Raw genomic sequence first — 15,464 nt, 5'->3', positions numbered from 1 at the left:
GTGTGAAGCGGTGTGAAGCGGTGTGAAGCGGTGTGAAGCGGTGTGAAGCGGTGTGAAGCTGCTCGGCGCCGAAAAATTTATACCGCTTTGTTCGCGGGCACCGGAATTGATGCCGCTTGACTCGCATTGCAGGCGACGAAATTTGCCGCTTAATTTACGGTCGCGGGCGTTAAATTATGCGCCGCGTTCGCACTATGCCTGCACCAGCGTGCGCTGCGTAGATAAAATTTTAAAATTTACCGCCGCTTGATTAAATTTAATAAAATTTCGCGCCGTCGCACGCAAGACGCAAAGCGTGACCCACGAGGCGAAATTTAAAATTTGCGCCGTCGTATCGATTCTAACCGCCACAATGCGATCCAATCCAATTCAAGCTCGCTAAATTTAGTCAAATTTCACGCTCTGCCGAACGTAAAATTTTCCCCCGCGAGCCGATTAAATTCAGTAAAATTTTACGCGTTTTAAAGGCGCAGATCACGCCCTAAGCCGCACGTAGATACGCCTCGGGGCGGGATAGCCCTCGATCGTGCGCGAGCTATCGAGCGGGTCTAGGAAATTCTCCAAGCTTTGCCCGTCGATCCACTCCGTTTTGCGCTGCTCGCTAGCATCCGTGGGCTTTTGAGCCAAAATTTCAAAATCTCTGAATTTCGCCCTCTCGCACCAATTTTGTAGCGCGCCGACGGTCGGGACGAAGTAGATATTTGAAATTTTTGAGTAGCTGTTTTTCGGGCACAGCGCGAAATCGCCCGCCCCCTCGATATACATCGTGTCTAAAAACACCTCGCCGCCCGCATTTAGCGAGGCGCGCAGATCTTTTAGCATCTTTACGGGGTCGCTGCGATGGTAGATGACGCCGAGACAGAAGATCGTATCGAATTTGTGCTTGTAAAAGGGCAGATGCTCCACGCCCAAAAGCTCAAATTTCGCGCCGCTGCGGAGAAATTTCTCGATGAAGCGAAACTGCAGATAAAATAGCGCGCTCGGATCAAACCCCACTAGCCGCGCAGGCTTTAGTGCGCTTGTGCGAAACATATAGTAGCCGTTGTTGCAGCCCACGTCGGCGACGGTTTTGCCGCTCAGATTTAAAAACGGCCGCAGCAGGTTAAATTTCACGAAGCTTCGCCACTCGGCGTCGATGAAAAGATCATTCAGCGCAAAAGGCCCCTTGCGCCACGGCTTTAGCGCTCGCGCGATACGCAAAATTTCATCTCTCTGCTCCGCGCTAGCGCTAAAGCTTGCGCGCACGACGTCGCCGCAGTCGCAGCCGCACTCGCCTATTTGCAGCGCCTCGATCGCGCTTAAAATTTCGCGGTTTTGCCCGCTTTGCAGTTTTTTAAAGTTCTCGTCTCTGATTTTTTGCAGATCCATTTTTAATCCTAAAATTTCAAATTTAGCGCCATTTTAACATAAAATTTTATCCATTTTAAGGCGCAAAGAGATAAAATCAACTTGCAATTCAAGCAAAGGAGCAAAAATGCAAGAAGCAAAAACGAGAAAATTCAGTCTCAGGTTTAATCACGAAATTTCAAGTAGTGGCGCAGAGGTGCGGCTTTGGCTGCCGTTAGTGCTGCAAGAGCCCTATCAGAGGTTGCTTAGCGAATATCATGCCCGCTCAAATGCGCAAGAGTCGGCTATCTGCGGAGATCATATAAGCACGTACTACGCGCGCTTCGCACCCGATAAAGAGGCAAGAGCGGGCGTCGGCAAATACGGCGAGCAAGGTGTCGTAGGCGAAGAGGATGATTATTTTGAGCTTAGCTTCGATATTGAAATTTCGGAGCGAAACACCGATTTTAGCAAGGTAAGCTTTAATGAAAATGAGCGCTTGAGTCCCGAGATCGAGGAGTTTTTAAAGCCTTCAAAGCTAATTCCGGTAGAAGGCGCTGCAAAACAAAAATCAGACGAGATCACCGGCTCGCTTAAAGGCGATCTGGAAAAGGCGCGCGCGATTTACGAGTGGGTCGCAAAAAATATGAGTCGCGATAATAGCGTGATCGCATGCGGCAGCGGCGATGCAGCGACAATTTTAAGCAGCGGCAAGCTAAGCGGCAAATGCGCCGATATTAATAGCGTGTTCGTATCGCTCTGCAGGGCAGCTGGCATTCCTGCTCGCGCTATTTACGGCATCCGCACGGGCGCAGCGCAGAAATTTTCGCCTGAAATGGGTGTCATGGGCGCCTTAAGCGGCGGTGCGCTTGAAATTTCGGGCGCGCAGCACTGCAGAGCGGAATTTTATCTAAAAGGCTATGGCTGGATCCCGGTCGATCCCGCGGACGTTACGAAGGTGCGACTCGGCGAAGGCTTAAGCGAGGATGATTCTAAGCTGGCACGGGTGCGCGAATATCTTTTCGGCAATTGGGAGCCGTGCTGGTTAGGCTTTAACTACGCTCGCGAAATCGTGCTAAATCCGCGCCCGGCGTACGTTCCGATCGAAATTTTTTCGCATCCGTATTGCGAAGTGGGCGGCACGCCGAAAGATCCGTACTCGCCTAAAAATTTTATCTACGAGTATTTTTCGCGAGAAATTTAATCCTCTGACGACTTGCTTTTTGCTGCCGCGATTTGCTTAAGCTAAGCTGCCGCGCTTCGTCAAAGCTTAACCGTTTCATCGAAGCGCACGCTTGGCTTTTGCGATAGCGGCGCTTTTGCGTGGTTTAGCCTACGCCGCCGTATACTGCCTACGCGCCTAGTTTGCGGGCTATCACGCCCGCTTTGGCGAAATTTCGCGCTATGTCTTGAAGCGAAATTTTAAAATTTTAAAGCTGGTGAAATTTTAAATTTAGCGATTTCAAAGCCGCAAAAGGCTAAAATCCACGCGTAATTAGGGCTAAGGCTTAGCCATTTTATTTTGAAGGCATTTCATGCAAAGACGCGATTTTTTAAGAAACACTGCGATTTTAGGCGCTGTTATGGCGACTCCGAGTACCATTTTGGGCGGGGAAGAAGTCATTGGCAAAAAGAGAGCTTTCGGGCTATCGCTAAATCACGAAATTTTGGAGAAGGGTAAGCAGACGCGGCTTTGGATACCGCTTCCTCTCATCACGGAGTATCAAAAGGTAAGCGACATAAAATTTGACGGTAATTTCAACGATCCGTCCGTGGACTACGGCGAAATTCCGACGCTCTATGCCGGCTACGTCGGGGTGGCAAAGCCCACGCTAAACATTAAATTTAGTGTCGAGACCTTTGAGCGAAACACCGACTTTAGCAAGGTAAAATTTAATCCGAACGAAAAGCTTGGCTCCGAGGTAGCGAAGTTTTTAGAGCCTAGTGCGCAGATTCAAATCGACGGCGTCGTCAAGCAAAAATCAGACGAGATCGCAGGCGGCATAAAGGGCGATTTGGAAAAGGCGCGCGCGATTTATACGTGGGTGGCGAACACTATGCAGCGCGATAACAGCGTGCTAGGTTGCGGACTAGGGGACGTGAAGCAAATTTTAAGCAGCGGCAAGCTAAGCGGCAAATGCACCGACATAAATAGCGTTTTCGTCGCACTTTGCCGCGCACAGGGCATCGCCGCAAGAGAGATGTTTGGCATTCGCGTCGGCGCGTCAAGATTTAGCGCTCAAATGGGCGCCGCGCCTAAAGATGGCGTCAGCCATATCTCGGGCGCGCAGCACTGCAGGGCGGAATTTTATCTAAAAGGCCACGGCTGGATCCCGGTCGATCCCGCAGACGTTACGAAGGTGCGGCTGGGCGAGAAGCTAAGCAATGATGACAGCAAGCTTGCTAAAATTCGCGAGTATTTATTCGGCAACTGGGAGATGTGCTGGATCGGCTTTAACTACGGCAGAGACTTCACGCTAAGCCCACGCCCAGCGCAGTTTCCGATCAATAATTTTGGCTATCCTTACGGCGAAGTGGACGGCAACACGCTTAATTACTACTCGCCGAAAGATTTCAGCTACGATTACAGATCGAAAGAGCTTTAGCGGCTCGCGTTTTACTATGCGGCACGTCGAACTACTTGAGCTTTTTGAGTAGGTATACAAAAGAGGCTTCCCGCTAAACGACTTTGGGCGGATGTGTAAAAGCGCGCCTAATTTGCGTGTCGCCGCGTCTGCATCGGCAAAAAATTCCGCGTCTTGTTTGGCTGGAATTTTAAAATTTTTAGAATTTTGCGAGCGGCGAAATTTTAAAATTCCAAGATGAATAAAATTTTGAAATTTTTCGGCGCGCAAAATTCTGAAATTTACGGCTTGCGGAATTTAAAATTTCGCCTCTTTGCCACTCTGTGCGAAATTTGAGCGGTAAAATTTGCAGATAAAATTCCACGCCAAAAGCCGGCTAAGGTGCGACAAGATTATTAAGATTATACTTAAAGGCAAAATTTGAAAACTGAACTAGAAAATCCCGCGCAAGAAACCTTGGCTCAAAAGCGAGAAAATCCTAGCAAAAATCGCTTCAGCACGAGCAGTCTGTGGCTGATATTTGCCGCGATTTTTAGCGCAGTCGCGGCGACTTTTTGCTGTCTGCCTGCGCTTTTATTTTTGATTTTCGGCGCGAGCTTTTCCATTTTTTCAGGCGCAGAGGCGCTGGAAGGCTACCGCGCGCCGCTTTCTGCGTTAGCGCTTTTTTGCTTCGCGCTTTCCGCGTTTTTCTTTTTCAAAAAGTCGCGCGCATGCTCGCTACAAAGCGGGCGTAAAAAGTGGATCCTGATTTACGTGCTTTTAGGAGCCCTGCTTGCCTTTATGCTTACATATCCCGAAATTTTAGGAGAGCTTTATGTATAAAATTTTGTTTTTGATGCTTGGATTTACGGCGCTTTTTGCCGACAAAGAGGTTAAAATTTACGTGGAAAAAATCCACTGTCCGCTCTGCACCACGATCGTGCGAAAGGCGCTTTTGCAAACACCAGGCGTGATAAGCGCGAAGGTTTCGCAGCAGAGCAAAACCGCGACCGTCGTAGCAAAGGATGACGCAAACGAGACTGCGATGCTTGAGGCGATCGCTAAAACGGGCTATGAAGGCGTAATCATAAAATAAAAATCCCCGGCAAAATTTCGGACTAAATTTTAAATAAAATTCTTGCTAAATTTCGGTAAAATTCATGCGATTTTGCATAAAATTTCATTTTGCGCAGCTTGCCTGCAGCGTAAGCTAGCGCGATTGAAATTCTGCGCGTATTTTGCGGAAGCGCTATGTCGGCGCTGTCGCGTTTAAATTTAGCGGTATGTGTCGCCGCAGATACGCCGCGCTAAAGTAAATTCAAAAGGAGCAAACATGCAAAAAAATGAGGTTATGAATGATTTTAAAAAGCTGTGCGAGATACCGCATTGCAGCTGCGAAACGGAGCAGATGAGGGAGTTTTTGGCGGATTTTGCGCGCTGCCAGGGCTTTAGCGTGAATGTTGACGAGGCGGGCAATATCCACGCCGTAAAGGGCAAGCCTAAAATCTGTCTGCAAAGCCACTACGACATGGTTTGCGTGGGCGCGGCGCCCAATTTAGAGCTCATCGAGGAAAGCGGCATCCTAAGGGCGAAAAACTCGACTCTAGGCGCTGACGACGGCATCGGCGTGGCGATGATGATGGGCGCGATGCGGGAGTTTGCGAACTTGGAGTGCCTATTTACCAACGACGAAGAGGTCGGGCTCGTGGGCGCAAACGCCTTTAAAGGTAAAATTTTATCGCCGAATTTGCTAAATTTAGACAGCGAAGAGGACGACCGCGTGACGCTGGGATGCGCGGGCGGCATAAACGTGAGCGCAAAAATAGACGCCGCTAGCATCAAAAAGAGCGGTAAAATTTACGAGATCGGCGTTACCGGGCTTAGCGGCGGGCATTCGGGCAACGAGATACATAAAAATATCCCAAACGCGACGAAGCTGCTGGCGAAATTCCTCGCCGAGGAGGGCTGCGAGCTAATCAGCCTGGATTTTGGCGAGAGGAGTAACTCGATCCCCGCAAATGCCGTGTGCAAGGCACTATGCACGCATGAGCCAAAGCAGCGCGGCCTGGCGTGGGTAAAGAGCCTAGGCGAGGGCGAAGCGGACGTGCTGGTAAACAGCGGCAAAATTTTGGCGCTTATCAACTCCTTCGCCCAGGGTGTGCGCAGCTACGACACGCAGCTTGGCATGGTAAACGAAAGTATAAATCTCTCGACGGTTAAGCAGAAGGGCGAAGTGATCGAGTTTGACTTTTTTGGACGCGCGATGAAGCGAGAGGGGCTCGAAAATCTGGGCTTTGAGACTAACACTTTGGCTAGCGCACTTGGTTTTGACGTGAGAGTAACCGACCGCTCGGCGAGCTGGGCGCCACGCATCAGCGACTTCGCGCATCTGGTGCTTGAGGAACTGCAAAAACAAAAGCCGCAGGCCAAATTTGCCGCCGTGCACGCAGGCCTTGAGTGCGGCGTACTGGTCGCAAAACAGCCCGAGCTGCAAGCCTGCTCCATAGGCCCCAACATCCACTCGCCTCACTCCGTGAACGAGCACTGCGAGATAGCGTCGGTGGAGATGATGGCGGAAGTAGTAAGAAACATAATCGCTAGGCTTCAGTAGCTTGGAACGGCTTGTCTTTTTGTCCTATACTTCGTTGGATTTAAATTTTACTCGGTCACTACCGACGAGGTAGCTCCCGTCGTAAAATTTAAATCCGCCTCGTCTAGAACAAAAATACTTCGCCTTTAAATTTGCGGTGATTTGCCTCAAGAGTGATTTTAAATGAATTTTTGCTTCACCTTGCTCGCAACTGCTTCTTGAAAAGTTACGAATGCAAAGAATGAAGCAGAGCGTCCGCTAAAATTTGCTCGGCGGAACTACTTGCCGAAATAGCAATTTAAAAGGAGATAAAAATGGAAAGCCAGATCAAAAATTTTCTGCAAAATTGCGAGCAGATCGTTAAATCACAAGTAAAGCAATACGAAAATCGTAGCCCTTTCGCAACCAAAATTCCACCCGTCTTTATACTGCCTTATGATGAATTTGAGCAAAAATTCGGTTCAAATTTACATTTGGATAGTAGTTTTGACGTGCTGGTGTTTGACGGCGATCTTAGCCTTTCACAAGGCACGATAAATTCTGCTTGGCTTAAGGATAAATTTAGCGAAGCTGGCGGTAAAAATAGCGCACGAGCGATGTTTGTTAACGGAAATTTATCCACCGGCGGCGATATCATCGATGATGATTATCTGTTTTTGCAAGTCGCTAAAGATACGGCGTGTAGTTATCTGCATTCGCAGGACGGCGTTATCGCGATCGGCGGCAATCTAACGGCGCTTTGGGGCATAAGCGGCGAATACAACGACGGAATGTTGCAGGTTTTTGGAAAAACGCAAGCGCCGTATATCGTCTCAAACGACCACGCAATGCCTGATCATAGCATTAGCGAATACGTCTATGTCCTAGACGGACAGATCGGTCAAAGCTACCTGGGCGCGCTTGAGGGTTGGGAATTTTTCGAAAATAGCGAGCTGATGTTTAAGGATGGAATTTGCGAAGATAAGCATCAGATCGATATTTCCGCCTTTTTTGAATTCGTAAAAAAAGGCGTTAATCCGCTGGTGGATTTTAAAACTTTTGAAGCTAGAAAAGCCGCCCTAGATGAAGAGGATGAAGAGCAGGAGCCTGGATATTCAAGCGATCTGCCCAAAAATTCCGAGACTATCGCCGAGACGATATATTTAGAAAATTTCAGCGGCAGCGATGAGGAGCTATACGAGTATATGGTGAGCGAATTCGAGGCCATAGAAAAAATAGACGATGAAAGCGAAAAATATGCTTATGGCGGCAGGGCCTTCGAGCTATCTATCATTGCGGCAAGGATGGCGGAAAATTGGCAGCTGATTACCCAGCGTTACTCTGCGCAGCAGATAGACGAGCTACGCAAAATCATCATTAAGAGCGCGACGAATTTAGCCGATTATTTTTTAAAAATCGGCGATAAAAAACAGCTTGCGTTCATCTATGAATTTTTAAACGATGATGCGGTAAGCATCGAAAAAGACGAGCCGTTTTTATACGAAACGCTGGTGCGCGCGGGCTTGGAGCTGCAAGATTACGATAGCACTTACGCGCTAGTGTCCGTCATCGATAAAAAGTCCGAATTTTTGCCGCAGGAGATAGTAAAAAGCATCGCGGACGTGATTAAAAGCGAAGGATACCGGGCTTGGCTGGCAAAACAGTAAGCTCCGAAAGCAAAATTTTAAATTTTTCTAAAAGATAAAAATCAAAAGAGGCGTTTATAAAATTTCAATCTAAATTTTTCGCGCCATAAAGCCGAACGTCTGCCGTAAAGCGGCTTTAAGCAAGGCGTTAAATTTTAAAATTCCGTCAAATTTAAGTCCGTAAATTTAAACCCGCATTTGCAGGCTAAAATTTTACGGAAAATTCTTATCCTTGCTACTGCACAGCTCGTTTAAAAAGCACTCCTTGCAGTTTGGCTTTATCGCTTTACAGGTGTAGCGGCCAAAAAGCACCATGCCTTGGTGCAGCTTACCAAGATCCGTTTTAAAAGCCTCGCTAAGATCGCGCTCCGTAAGCTCGGGCGTCTTTGCACGGCTCAGCCCTAGGCGATGCGCGACGCGAAAGACGTGTGTATCCACCGCCATCACGTTTGCGCCCGCACCCTCTAAAAGCACGACGTGAGCGGTCTTTTGCCCCACACCCGCAAGAGATTTTAGCCCCGCTTCATCAAGCGGCACGACGCCGTCAAAGTCGCTAACCACCGCCTGCGCCATTTTGATCAAATTTACCGCTTTGTTGTTGTAGAAATTGCACGAGCTAATTAGCAGCTTAACGCTCGCCAGATTGGCCTTTGCAAGCTCCTTAACGCTAGGAAATTCCGCAAAAAAGCGCGGCGTGATTAAATTTACCCGCTTGTCGGTACACTGCGCGCTAAGCATCACGCAGACCAAAAGCTGATAGTTGTCTTTAAATTTCAACTCGCTGCGCTCTTCCGCGAAGTTTTGCAGAATTCTCTTTTTTATCTCTAAAATATCTTTTTTACTTCTCATTTGCATTTCCTCAAGGCGGAATTCTACCCTAAAATTCTAAAGTACAGTTTGATTGTTAACAACTTTGAGTTATAATCGCCGTTAAAATTTTTTTAAGGAATTATGATGAAAAAAGTTTTATTTACAGCACTTAGTTTGGCTGCCGCTATCAGCCTCAACGCTACCGTTTACGCTACCGTAAATGGCAAAGACGTAACCGAAAAGGAGCTTGCTCCGCTACTTCAAGGCATAGGCAACGTAGATATCGCCGCTCTTAATGCAGAGCAAAAAAAGGAGCTTATCGATAAAGGCATCGATCTGATGCTGCTAACGGATGAAGCTAAAAAATCGGGCGTTATGGACGAAGACGTTTATAAAAAAGAGCTTGAAATCGTAAAAGATAACTTAGCGCTTCGTGTATGGCAGGCTAAAGAAGCCAGCAAAATAAATATCGACGATAAAGAAATAGCCGATTTTTATAACAAAAACAAAGCGCGCTTTACCGAGCCTGCGAGAATCAAAGCGGCTCAGATCGTCGTTAAAACCGAAGCTGAGGCAAACGATATTATTAAGCAGTTAAAAGGGCTTAGCGACAGTGCACTATTTACTAAATTTGCAGAGCTTGCCAAAGCCAAATCTATCGATCCGCAGGCTAAACAAACCGGCGGCGAGCTAGGCTGGATGCCTAGCGATCAGGTCAAGCCTTTTGCCGATGCGATCTCTAAGATAAAAGATGGTCAAATCACCACTAAAGCGATTAAAAGCAGGGTCGGATATCACGTAGTGTTAAAAGAGGAGTCTCAAGCTAAAAAGCAGTTAAGTCAAAGCGAAGCAAAGCCTTTTATTGAGCGCGTGCTTAGACAGCAAAAAGCGGCGAAAGTAGTCGAGCAAAAAGCGGCAGATCTTCACAAAAACGCTAAAATCGAGTATAAATAATATAGGAGCTAAAAATGGGCGTTTTAGATATAGTAAAACCGGGCGTTTTAAGTGGCGATGACGTAAGTAAAGTCTATGCGTATGCGAAGCAGCAGGGCTTTGCGATCCCTGCGGTAAACGTAGTGGGATCAAATTCCATAAACGCCGTCTTGGAAAGCGCTAAAATCGCAAATTCGCCCGTTATTATTCAGTTTAGCAACGGCGGCGCAGCGTTTTATGCGGGCGCTACTTGCCCTAATGCCGCAGTTTTAGGCGCTATCGCAGGTGCGCATCAAGTGCATGCTTTGGCGGCTCATTACGGCGTTGCGGTGATTTTGCATACTGATCATGCCGCGAGGAAGCTGCTTCCGTGGATCGACGAGCTCATTAAAGCCAACGCCGAGAATAAAAAAGCTCACGGCGCGCCGCTATTTAGCTCGCACATGCTTGATCTTAGCGAGGATGATTTGGAGCTAAATTTAGCGACCTGCGAGAAGTATTTGGAAATTTTAAGCGATCTTGGAATTTCGCTTGAGATCGAGCTTGGCGTCACAGGCGGCGAAGAGGATGGCGTCGATAATACCGGCGTCGATAACGCGCGGCTTTACACCCAGCCCGCAGATGTCGCGCTTGCTTACGAGCGACTTGGCAAAATCAGCGACAGATTCAGCATCGCGGCGAGCTTCGGCAACGTCCACGGCGTGTATAAACCGGGCAATGTCATGCTGCGACCTGAAATTTTGAAAAATTCGCAAAAATTCGTGCGCGAGAAATTTAATCTGCAATCCGAAAAGCCCGTAAATTTCGTCTTTCATGGCGGCAGCGGCAGCGATACCTCCGACATCAAGGCAGCCGTAAGCTACGGCGTAGTTAAGATGAATATCGACACCGACACGCAGTGGGCATTTTGGGACGGCGTGCGCGCTTATGAGGTCAAAAATCGCGGCTATTTGCAGGCTCAAATCGGCAATCCGGAAGGTGAGGATAAACCGAATAAAAAATTCTACGATCCTCGCAAGTGGCTGAGGGCAGGCGAGCAGAGTATGGTGGCGCGCTTGCAGGTCGCATTTGACAATCTAAATTGCCTAAATAGGAACTAATATGGATCGCCCGAATAACGAAGTGCTCGATATCACGCTACCTGAGGCGAAGGAGCGCTCGTTAGCGGGCGTTTTTTTTAAGATCGCAGCTCTGCCGATTGCGGTTTTTGTGGTGTTTTTGCTGGGCTATTTGGGGCTTATCGGGCTGAAGGTAGAAACACACTCGATCCTGATGCTTGCGGTTTTGCTAATTATTGCACTAATTTTAGCTCGTCATAATGCAGAATACGGCTGCTTAAATTTTCAAAATAATATCGATGACTTCAAGCGCGAGCTGAAAAATTACATCGTCGCCAATCTCTTAAGTATCGGCGGTAAAAAAAAATCAGATGCTAGCTTTGATCTTTTTGTGGACGAATACGGCTACTCGCTACGTAATCAAAACTACGCTTCCGTCGCGTCGGCAGTCTTTCCGATGCTTGGAATTTTAGGAACTTTCATCTCGATTGCGATTTCGATGCCGCACTTTTCCTCAAGCAATATTGATGGGCTCGAAACCGAGATCGCGCAGCTTCTAGGCGGCGTGGGCACAGCGTTTTACGTCTCGATCTATGGAATTTTTTTAGCGCTTTGGTGGATATATTTTGAGAAAAAGGGCATTAGCAAATATGAGCGTCTGCTCATCAAATACAAAAATTCCACTAAAAATTTCTTCTGGAACAAAGACGAAATAACACAGGGCTATCTGAGTGAAATTTTAAACTCTAATTCTGAAATTTCGCGCTCATTTGCGATGATGAGCTCTACGAATTTTACCGAAAGGCTAAACCGCCTAATCGATGAAAAAATCGGCGCTTTTGAAAGCGTGATGGAAGCCGAGAAGCGAAGTATGGCGATTACACAAGAAGAGCTTGAAAAGGCAGGAGAGATGATCCAAAGGACAAATCTCGCTCACGGTGAGTTAGATAAGAGCTTCGCTCAAATTTTATCTGCGCTTAAGTCCGTGTCTGCAAGCCTAATCGAAATTCAAAACGGAATTTCCGCGCAGTATCTAAGCCAGTCTAAGGCTTTAACGGACGGGCAAGGCGAGCTGGCTAACGTTACTAGTGCATTAAGCGCTCAAATCAAGAGCCTAAATGCCTCCTTAGGCGGGTTTGCGGGCGAAATTTCAAGTTCGCAGAATGCTTACGCCGCTAAAATTGACGCTAGCTTTAAGGGGCTAAGCGCGGATTTGAAGGCACTTTTAGCTGGAGAGGGCGCTGCGCGGACGAGCAACGAAAGCATCATCGAAGAGCTTCGTAAAACGCTTGCGAGCATCGATGAAAAAGCACTTTTAGATGAAAACGAATAACGAAGAAAAAGAGACCTTCTGGATCGCGTACGCCGATTTGATGGCGGGACTACTTTTTGTTTTCGTGCTTTTAGTAGGCGGTATCATCGTCAAATACTTCCTCACGCAAAGCAACCTGCAGGAGAAAGAAAGCCAAATTTCAAGCGCGCTAGCAAGCCTGCAAAGCCAGGAGAAAAAAAGCGCCGAGCTTGAGGCGCTGAATAAAATTTTTAGCGACCAGCTCGAGAAGCTAAATATCGAAAACACCGATCTTCGCAAGCAAAATTCCATCTATTTCATACAGATCGAAGATCTGACCGAGATGGCGGAGAAGCTGAAAAAAGAAAATTTAGACATCAACTCGCTTCTGCAAAAAGCGCGCGACGACGCCAACGCTACGATCAGCCAAAATGAGCTTAAAATCGCCTTTTTGCTCGATCAGCTCACGAAGAAGGAGAGCGATTTTAATAAAATTTTACAGGACCTCAACGTCACGAAAAACCGCATCCGCAACCTCACCGGAATGAAGGTCAAGATCATCGCCGATCTGAAGGAGAAGCTGGGCGGCAAAATCCGCATCAACAACGAAAGCGGCGCGATGACGCTAAGCTCGTCGATCCTTTTCGACAAAGGCTCAAGCGAGCTGAAAGAGGACGCCAAAGAGACGCTTCGCTCGACGCTGCAGAGCTATTTCGCCGCGCTTTTGAATAACGATGAAATTCGCGAAAATTTAGATCAGATCATTATTGAAGGGCACACGGACAGCGACGGCGGGTATTTGTATAACCTCGAGCTCTCGCAAAATAGGGCGTTTGCCGTGATGGATTTCATCAACTCGTGGAATAAAGATGAGCGGCTGCAAAAATATCTCATCGCCAGCGGTCGCAGCTACACGCAGCCCGTGATGCGCAGAGGCGTCGAGGACAAGGACGCTAGCCGCCGCATCGAGATAAAATTTACCCTTTCAAACAAAGAGGCGATGGAGGAGATCAGGAAATTTTTGCAATTTGACGCGAACGCTACGAATTAGAAGCTCGCCCTTAACGGCTCGCTCGAAATTTTAGCCCGCAAAAATAGAGCTTAAAATTTTAAAATTCTTGACGAATTAACGGCTCATCTGAAATTTCAACGGCGGCGGAGCGCATCCTTTTATTTTGACGAGAATGTCGTAATTTGGCGGCTCGCTAAATTTTACGCACCGCTTACGCAGCATCTGCCGCGGCGGAATGGGTTTAAATTTTAAGTCCGCGCATTTTGGCGCGCTTTTAGCGCTGCCACGCGGATGATATAGTTTAAATTTAGACCTTTAATTTAAGTTGCAAATTTAAACAGGCTTAACGGGCGGCTTAAAATTTAAATGGATCAAAAACCTTGCTCGTTTAGTTTTTTATAGGTGTAGCAACTGCGTTTAATCCCTAGATCGCAGGCTTTACCATAGTATTTTTTCGCCATACTCTTATCTTTTTTTACCCCTTTGCCGGATTCATATAAATATCCAAGATTATTGCACCCTTCGGCAATTTCTAAATCACAAGCCTTGGAAAATAATTTATTTGCTATTCGGTAATCTTGTTTTACACCTTTACCAGATTCATATAGATGTCCGAGGCCATCACACCCTTCACCGGCTTCTAAATCACAAGCCTTAGAAAACAATTCACTCGCTTTTTCGTAATCTTGCTTTGTGCCTGCGCCTGAATAATATAAAAATCCAAGATTATGACATCCTATACCATATTCTAAATCACAAGCTTTGGAATATAATTCACTTGCTTTTTTATAGTCTTGGTTTACACCGTAGCCTGAATGATATAAAAATCCTAGATTGTAGCACCCTTCGGCAATTTCTAAATCACAAGCCTTGGAAAATAATTTATTTGCTATTTGGTAATCTTGTTTTACACCTTTTCCTTGTTCATATAAAGCTCCTAAATTGACACATCCTAGTCCATCTCCAAGATTGCAAGCTTTAGAATACAGGTCTTTTGCTTTTTCAAAGTCTTGTTTTACACCTTTACCAGACTCATATAGAACCCCGAGACTATTGCAACCTTCACCGACATCCAAATCGCAAGCTTTAGAATATAGCTCATTTGCTTTGTTATAGTTTTGCTCTATGACTTCCCCTTGTTCATATAAAACTCCTAGATCACTACATCCTAGCCCGTTCCCCAAATTGCAAGCTTTGGAATATAGTTCGCTCGCTTTCTTATAGTCCCGCTTTACACCTTCGCTGGAACTATACAAAACTCCTAGATTATAGCATCCTGTGTTATGCCCCAAATCGCAAGCTCTAGAATATAAATTTATTGCTTTTTCAAAGTCTTGTTCTATGCCTTCGCCTGAGGCATACCAAAACCCTAGAGCATAGCATCCTATGCTATATCCTAAATCACAAGTCCTAGAAAACAATTCATTTGCTTTCTTATAGTCCTGCTTTGTATGTTTACCTAAATAGTATGAAGTTCCAAGATTATAACACCCTTCGGCAATCTCCAAATCGCAGGCCTTAGAATAGAATTGATTTGCTTTTTGGTAGTCTTGCTTTACGCTGCCATCTCCTTTTTCGTATAAAACTCCAAGATTATGACAGCTTTCGCCATGTTTCAAATCGCAAGCTTTTGAATATAGCTCGCTCGCTTTTTTTGTAGTCCTGTTTTACGCCTTCGCCAGATGCATATAAAAGCCCGAGATTGTAGCATCCGTCACCTTCTTGCAAATCGCAAGCCTTGGAAAGCAGTTCGATCGCTTTTTGGTAATCTTGCTTTACTCCCTTGCCTGAGTGGTATAAAACACCCAGATTGCCGCAAGCTATGCTATTTTTTAAGTCGCAGGCCTTAGAATACAGTTCGGTCGCTTTTTTATAATCTTGCTCCGCGCCCTTGCCGTATTCGTATGACGCCCCCAAGGTGGTGCAACCCCAGCCGTCGCCCAAACTACAGGCTTTAGAATTTAGCTCTTTTGCTTTCTCATAATCCTGCTTCACGCCATCCCCTGAATAGTATGCCATGGCGAGATTCACGCATGCTAAGGTATTGTTGCTATCGCATTCGCTTTGTAATCTGCTTATACCGGGATCTTCTTGTTCCGCCGATGGCAAAGCCGTGGCTTCTGCTAGCGATAAAGCCGCCGTGGCGATCAGCGCTAGAAATATCTTTTTCATACATCGCTCCGTTTAAAATTTCGGCTATTTTATTTCATTTTCGCTTAATCTTTTGAAAATCGGCGGGCCCAAAGGGTCTTTAA

15 protein-coding genes are annotated in these 15,464 nt (G+C 46.7%); 10 read left to right on the top strand and 5 right to left on the bottom strand.

All coding sequences use genetic code 11. The annotated features are described in order from the left end of the window. Window positions 1-192: 192 nt before the first annotated feature. Entirely contained in the window at window positions 193-351 is a 159-nt protein-coding gene (locus Q0323_RS11045; protein WP_298054487.1) for a hypothetical protein, read from the bottom strand. Between the two features lie 123 nt (window positions 352-474). After that, on the bottom strand, window positions 475-1,368 hold the full coding sequence (gene cmoB / locus Q0323_RS11040; protein WP_298054486.1) for a tRNA 5-methoxyuridine(34)/uridine 5-oxyacetic acid(34) synthase CmoB: 894 nt from the start codon (window positions 1,366-1,368) through the stop codon (window positions 475-477). A gap of 106 nt (window positions 1,369-1,474) precedes the next feature. Between cmoB and Q0323_RS11035 the strand changes: the two genes are divergently transcribed. The 6 genes from Q0323_RS11035 to Q0323_RS11010 all read left to right on the top strand — a co-directional run bounded on the left by Q0323_RS11035 (window position 1,475) and on the right by Q0323_RS11010 (window position 8,126). Further along, window positions 1,475-2,530, top strand: a complete 1,056-nt coding sequence (locus tag Q0323_RS11035; RefSeq protein ID WP_298054484.1) for a transglutaminase-like domain-containing protein — start codon at window positions 1,475-1,477, stop codon at window positions 2,528-2,530. 331 nt (window positions 2,531-2,861) lie between these two features. Beyond that, window positions 2,862-3,932 carry a transglutaminase-like domain-containing protein gene (locus Q0323_RS11030; RefSeq protein WP_298054482.1) on the top strand — a complete coding sequence of 357 codons (1,071 nt, stop codon included), beginning with the start codon at window positions 2,862-2,864 and terminating at the stop codon, window positions 3,930-3,932. Window positions 3,933-4,331: 399 nt separating this feature from the next. Beyond that, window positions 4,332-4,733 carry an aryl sulfotransferase gene (locus tag Q0323_RS11025; RefSeq protein WP_298054480.1) on the top strand — a complete coding sequence of 134 codons (402 nt, stop codon included), beginning with the start codon at window positions 4,332-4,334 and terminating at the stop codon, window positions 4,731-4,733. Next, window positions 4,726-4,986 carry a heavy metal-associated domain-containing protein gene (locus Q0323_RS11020; RefSeq protein WP_298054478.1) on the top strand — a complete coding sequence of 87 codons (261 nt, stop codon included), beginning with the start codon at window positions 4,726-4,728 and terminating at the stop codon, window positions 4,984-4,986. The genes Q0323_RS11025 and Q0323_RS11020 overlap by 8 nt, the downstream gene beginning before the upstream one ends. Before the next feature lie 237 nt (window positions 4,987-5,223). Next, entirely contained in the window at window positions 5,224-6,501 is a 1,278-nt protein-coding gene (locus Q0323_RS11015; protein ID WP_298054477.1) for a M20/M25/M40 family metallo-hydrolase, read from the top strand. 293 nt (window positions 6,502-6,794) lie between these two features. Beyond that, window positions 6,795-8,126 (top strand): hypothetical protein, encoded by a 1,332-nt coding sequence (locus Q0323_RS11010; protein ID WP_298054476.1) that lies wholly within the window; start codon window positions 6,795-6,797, stop codon window positions 8,124-8,126. Between the two features lie 192 nt (window positions 8,127-8,318). On the opposite strand, the gene nth is transcribed toward Q0323_RS11010, so the two are convergent. Then, the gene (gene nth, locus Q0323_RS11005) at window positions 8,319-8,954 is read right to left on the bottom strand and encodes an endonuclease III (protein WP_297924407.1); all 636 of its coding nucleotides are present in this window, start codon (window positions 8,952-8,954) and stop codon (window positions 8,319-8,321) included. A gap of 105 nt (window positions 8,955-9,059) precedes the next feature. On the opposite strand from nth, the gene Q0323_RS11000 reads away from it, so the two are divergent. The 4 genes from Q0323_RS11000 to Q0323_RS10985 are packed head-to-tail and all read left to right on the top strand — an operon-like array spanning window position 9,060 to window position 13,248. Further along, window positions 9,060-9,869 (top strand): peptidyl-prolyl cis-trans isomerase, encoded by an 810-nt coding sequence (locus tag Q0323_RS11000; protein WP_297944465.1) that lies wholly within the window; start codon window positions 9,060-9,062, stop codon window positions 9,867-9,869. Between the two features lie 14 nt (window positions 9,870-9,883). Continuing rightward, window positions 9,884-10,948 carry a class II fructose-bisphosphate aldolase gene (gene fbaA / locus Q0323_RS10995; protein WP_298054474.1) on the top strand — a complete coding sequence of 355 codons (1,065 nt, stop codon included), beginning with the start codon at window positions 9,884-9,886 and terminating at the stop codon, window positions 10,946-10,948. A gap of 1 nt (window position 10,949) precedes the next feature. Next, complete coding sequence (locus Q0323_RS10990; RefSeq protein WP_298054472.1) at window positions 10,950-12,239, top strand: MotA/TolQ/ExbB proton channel family protein; 1,290 nt, start codon at window positions 10,950-10,952, stop codon at window positions 12,237-12,239. After that, window positions 12,226-13,248, top strand: a complete 1,023-nt coding sequence (locus Q0323_RS10985; protein WP_298054470.1) for an OmpA family protein — start codon at window positions 12,226-12,228, stop codon at window positions 13,246-13,248. The genes Q0323_RS10990 and Q0323_RS10985 overlap by 14 nt, the downstream gene beginning before the upstream one ends. Before the next feature lie 332 nt (window positions 13,249-13,580). On the opposite strand, the gene Q0323_RS10980 is transcribed toward Q0323_RS10985, so the two are convergent. Both Q0323_RS10980 and Q0323_RS10975 read right to left on the bottom strand, forming a co-directional pair. Next, a complete protein-coding gene (locus Q0323_RS10980; protein ID WP_298054468.1) occupies window positions 13,581-14,828 on the bottom strand; it encodes an SEL1-like repeat protein in 1,248 nt (415 codons plus the stop codon). Next, the gene (locus tag Q0323_RS10975; RefSeq protein ID WP_298054466.1) at window positions 14,803-15,381 is read right to left on the bottom strand and encodes a tetratricopeptide repeat protein; all 579 of its coding nucleotides are present in this window, start codon (window positions 15,379-15,381) and stop codon (window positions 14,803-14,805) included. The genes Q0323_RS10980 and Q0323_RS10975 overlap by 26 nt, the downstream gene beginning before the upstream one ends. Window positions 15,382-15,464: the final 83 nt, after the last annotated feature.

This window comes from uncultured Campylobacter sp. (assembly GCF_938030145.1).
Lineage (GTDB): Bacteria > Campylobacterota > Campylobacteria > Campylobacterales > Campylobacteraceae > Campylobacter_B.
The sequence above is the reverse complement of the archived record's forward strand: the minus strand, read 5'-3'. Positions and strand labels throughout refer to the sequence as shown.

Excerpts from the sequence above, each read along its gene's own strand:
- Q0323_RS11020 (WP_298054478.1), top strand. The coding sequence starts at position 4,726 with ATGTATAAAATTTTGTTTTTGATGCTTGGATTTACGGCGCTTTTTGCC.
- Q0323_RS11000 (WP_297944465.1), top strand. The coding sequence starts at position 9,060 with ATGAAAAAAGTTTTATTTACAGCACTTAGTTTGGCTGCCGCTATCAGC.
- Q0323_RS11010 (WP_298054476.1), top strand. The coding sequence starts at position 6,795 with ATGGAAAGCCAGATCAAAAATTTTCTGCAAAATTGCGAGCAGATCGTT.
- cmoB (WP_298054486.1), bottom strand. The coding sequence starts at position 1,368 with ATGGATCTGCAAAAAATCAGAGACGAGAACTTTAAAAAACTGCAAAGC.
- Q0323_RS11030 (WP_298054482.1), top strand. The coding sequence starts at position 2,862 with ATGCAAAGACGCGATTTTTTAAGAAACACTGCGATTTTAGGCGCTGTT.
- Q0323_RS10990 (WP_298054472.1), top strand. The coding sequence starts at position 10,950 with ATGGATCGCCCGAATAACGAAGTGCTCGATATCACGCTACCTGAGGCG.
- Q0323_RS10975 (WP_298054466.1), bottom strand. The coding sequence starts at position 15,381 with ATGAAAAAGATATTTCTAGCGCTGATCGCCACGGCGGCTTTATCGCTA.
- fbaA (WP_298054474.1), top strand. The coding sequence starts at position 9,884 with ATGGGCGTTTTAGATATAGTAAAACCGGGCGTTTTAAGTGGCGATGAC.
- Q0323_RS11015 (WP_298054477.1), top strand. The coding sequence starts at position 5,224 with ATGCAAAAAAATGAGGTTATGAATGATTTTAAAAAGCTGTGCGAGATA.
- nth (WP_297924407.1), bottom strand. The coding sequence starts at position 8,954 with ATGAGAAGTAAAAAAGATATTTTAGAGATAAAAAAGAGAATTCTGCAA.
- Q0323_RS10985 (WP_298054470.1), top strand. The coding sequence starts at position 12,226 with ATGAAAACGAATAACGAAGAAAAAGAGACCTTCTGGATCGCGTACGCC.
- Q0323_RS11035 (WP_298054484.1), top strand. The coding sequence starts at position 1,475 with ATGCAAGAAGCAAAAACGAGAAAATTCAGTCTCAGGTTTAATCACGAA.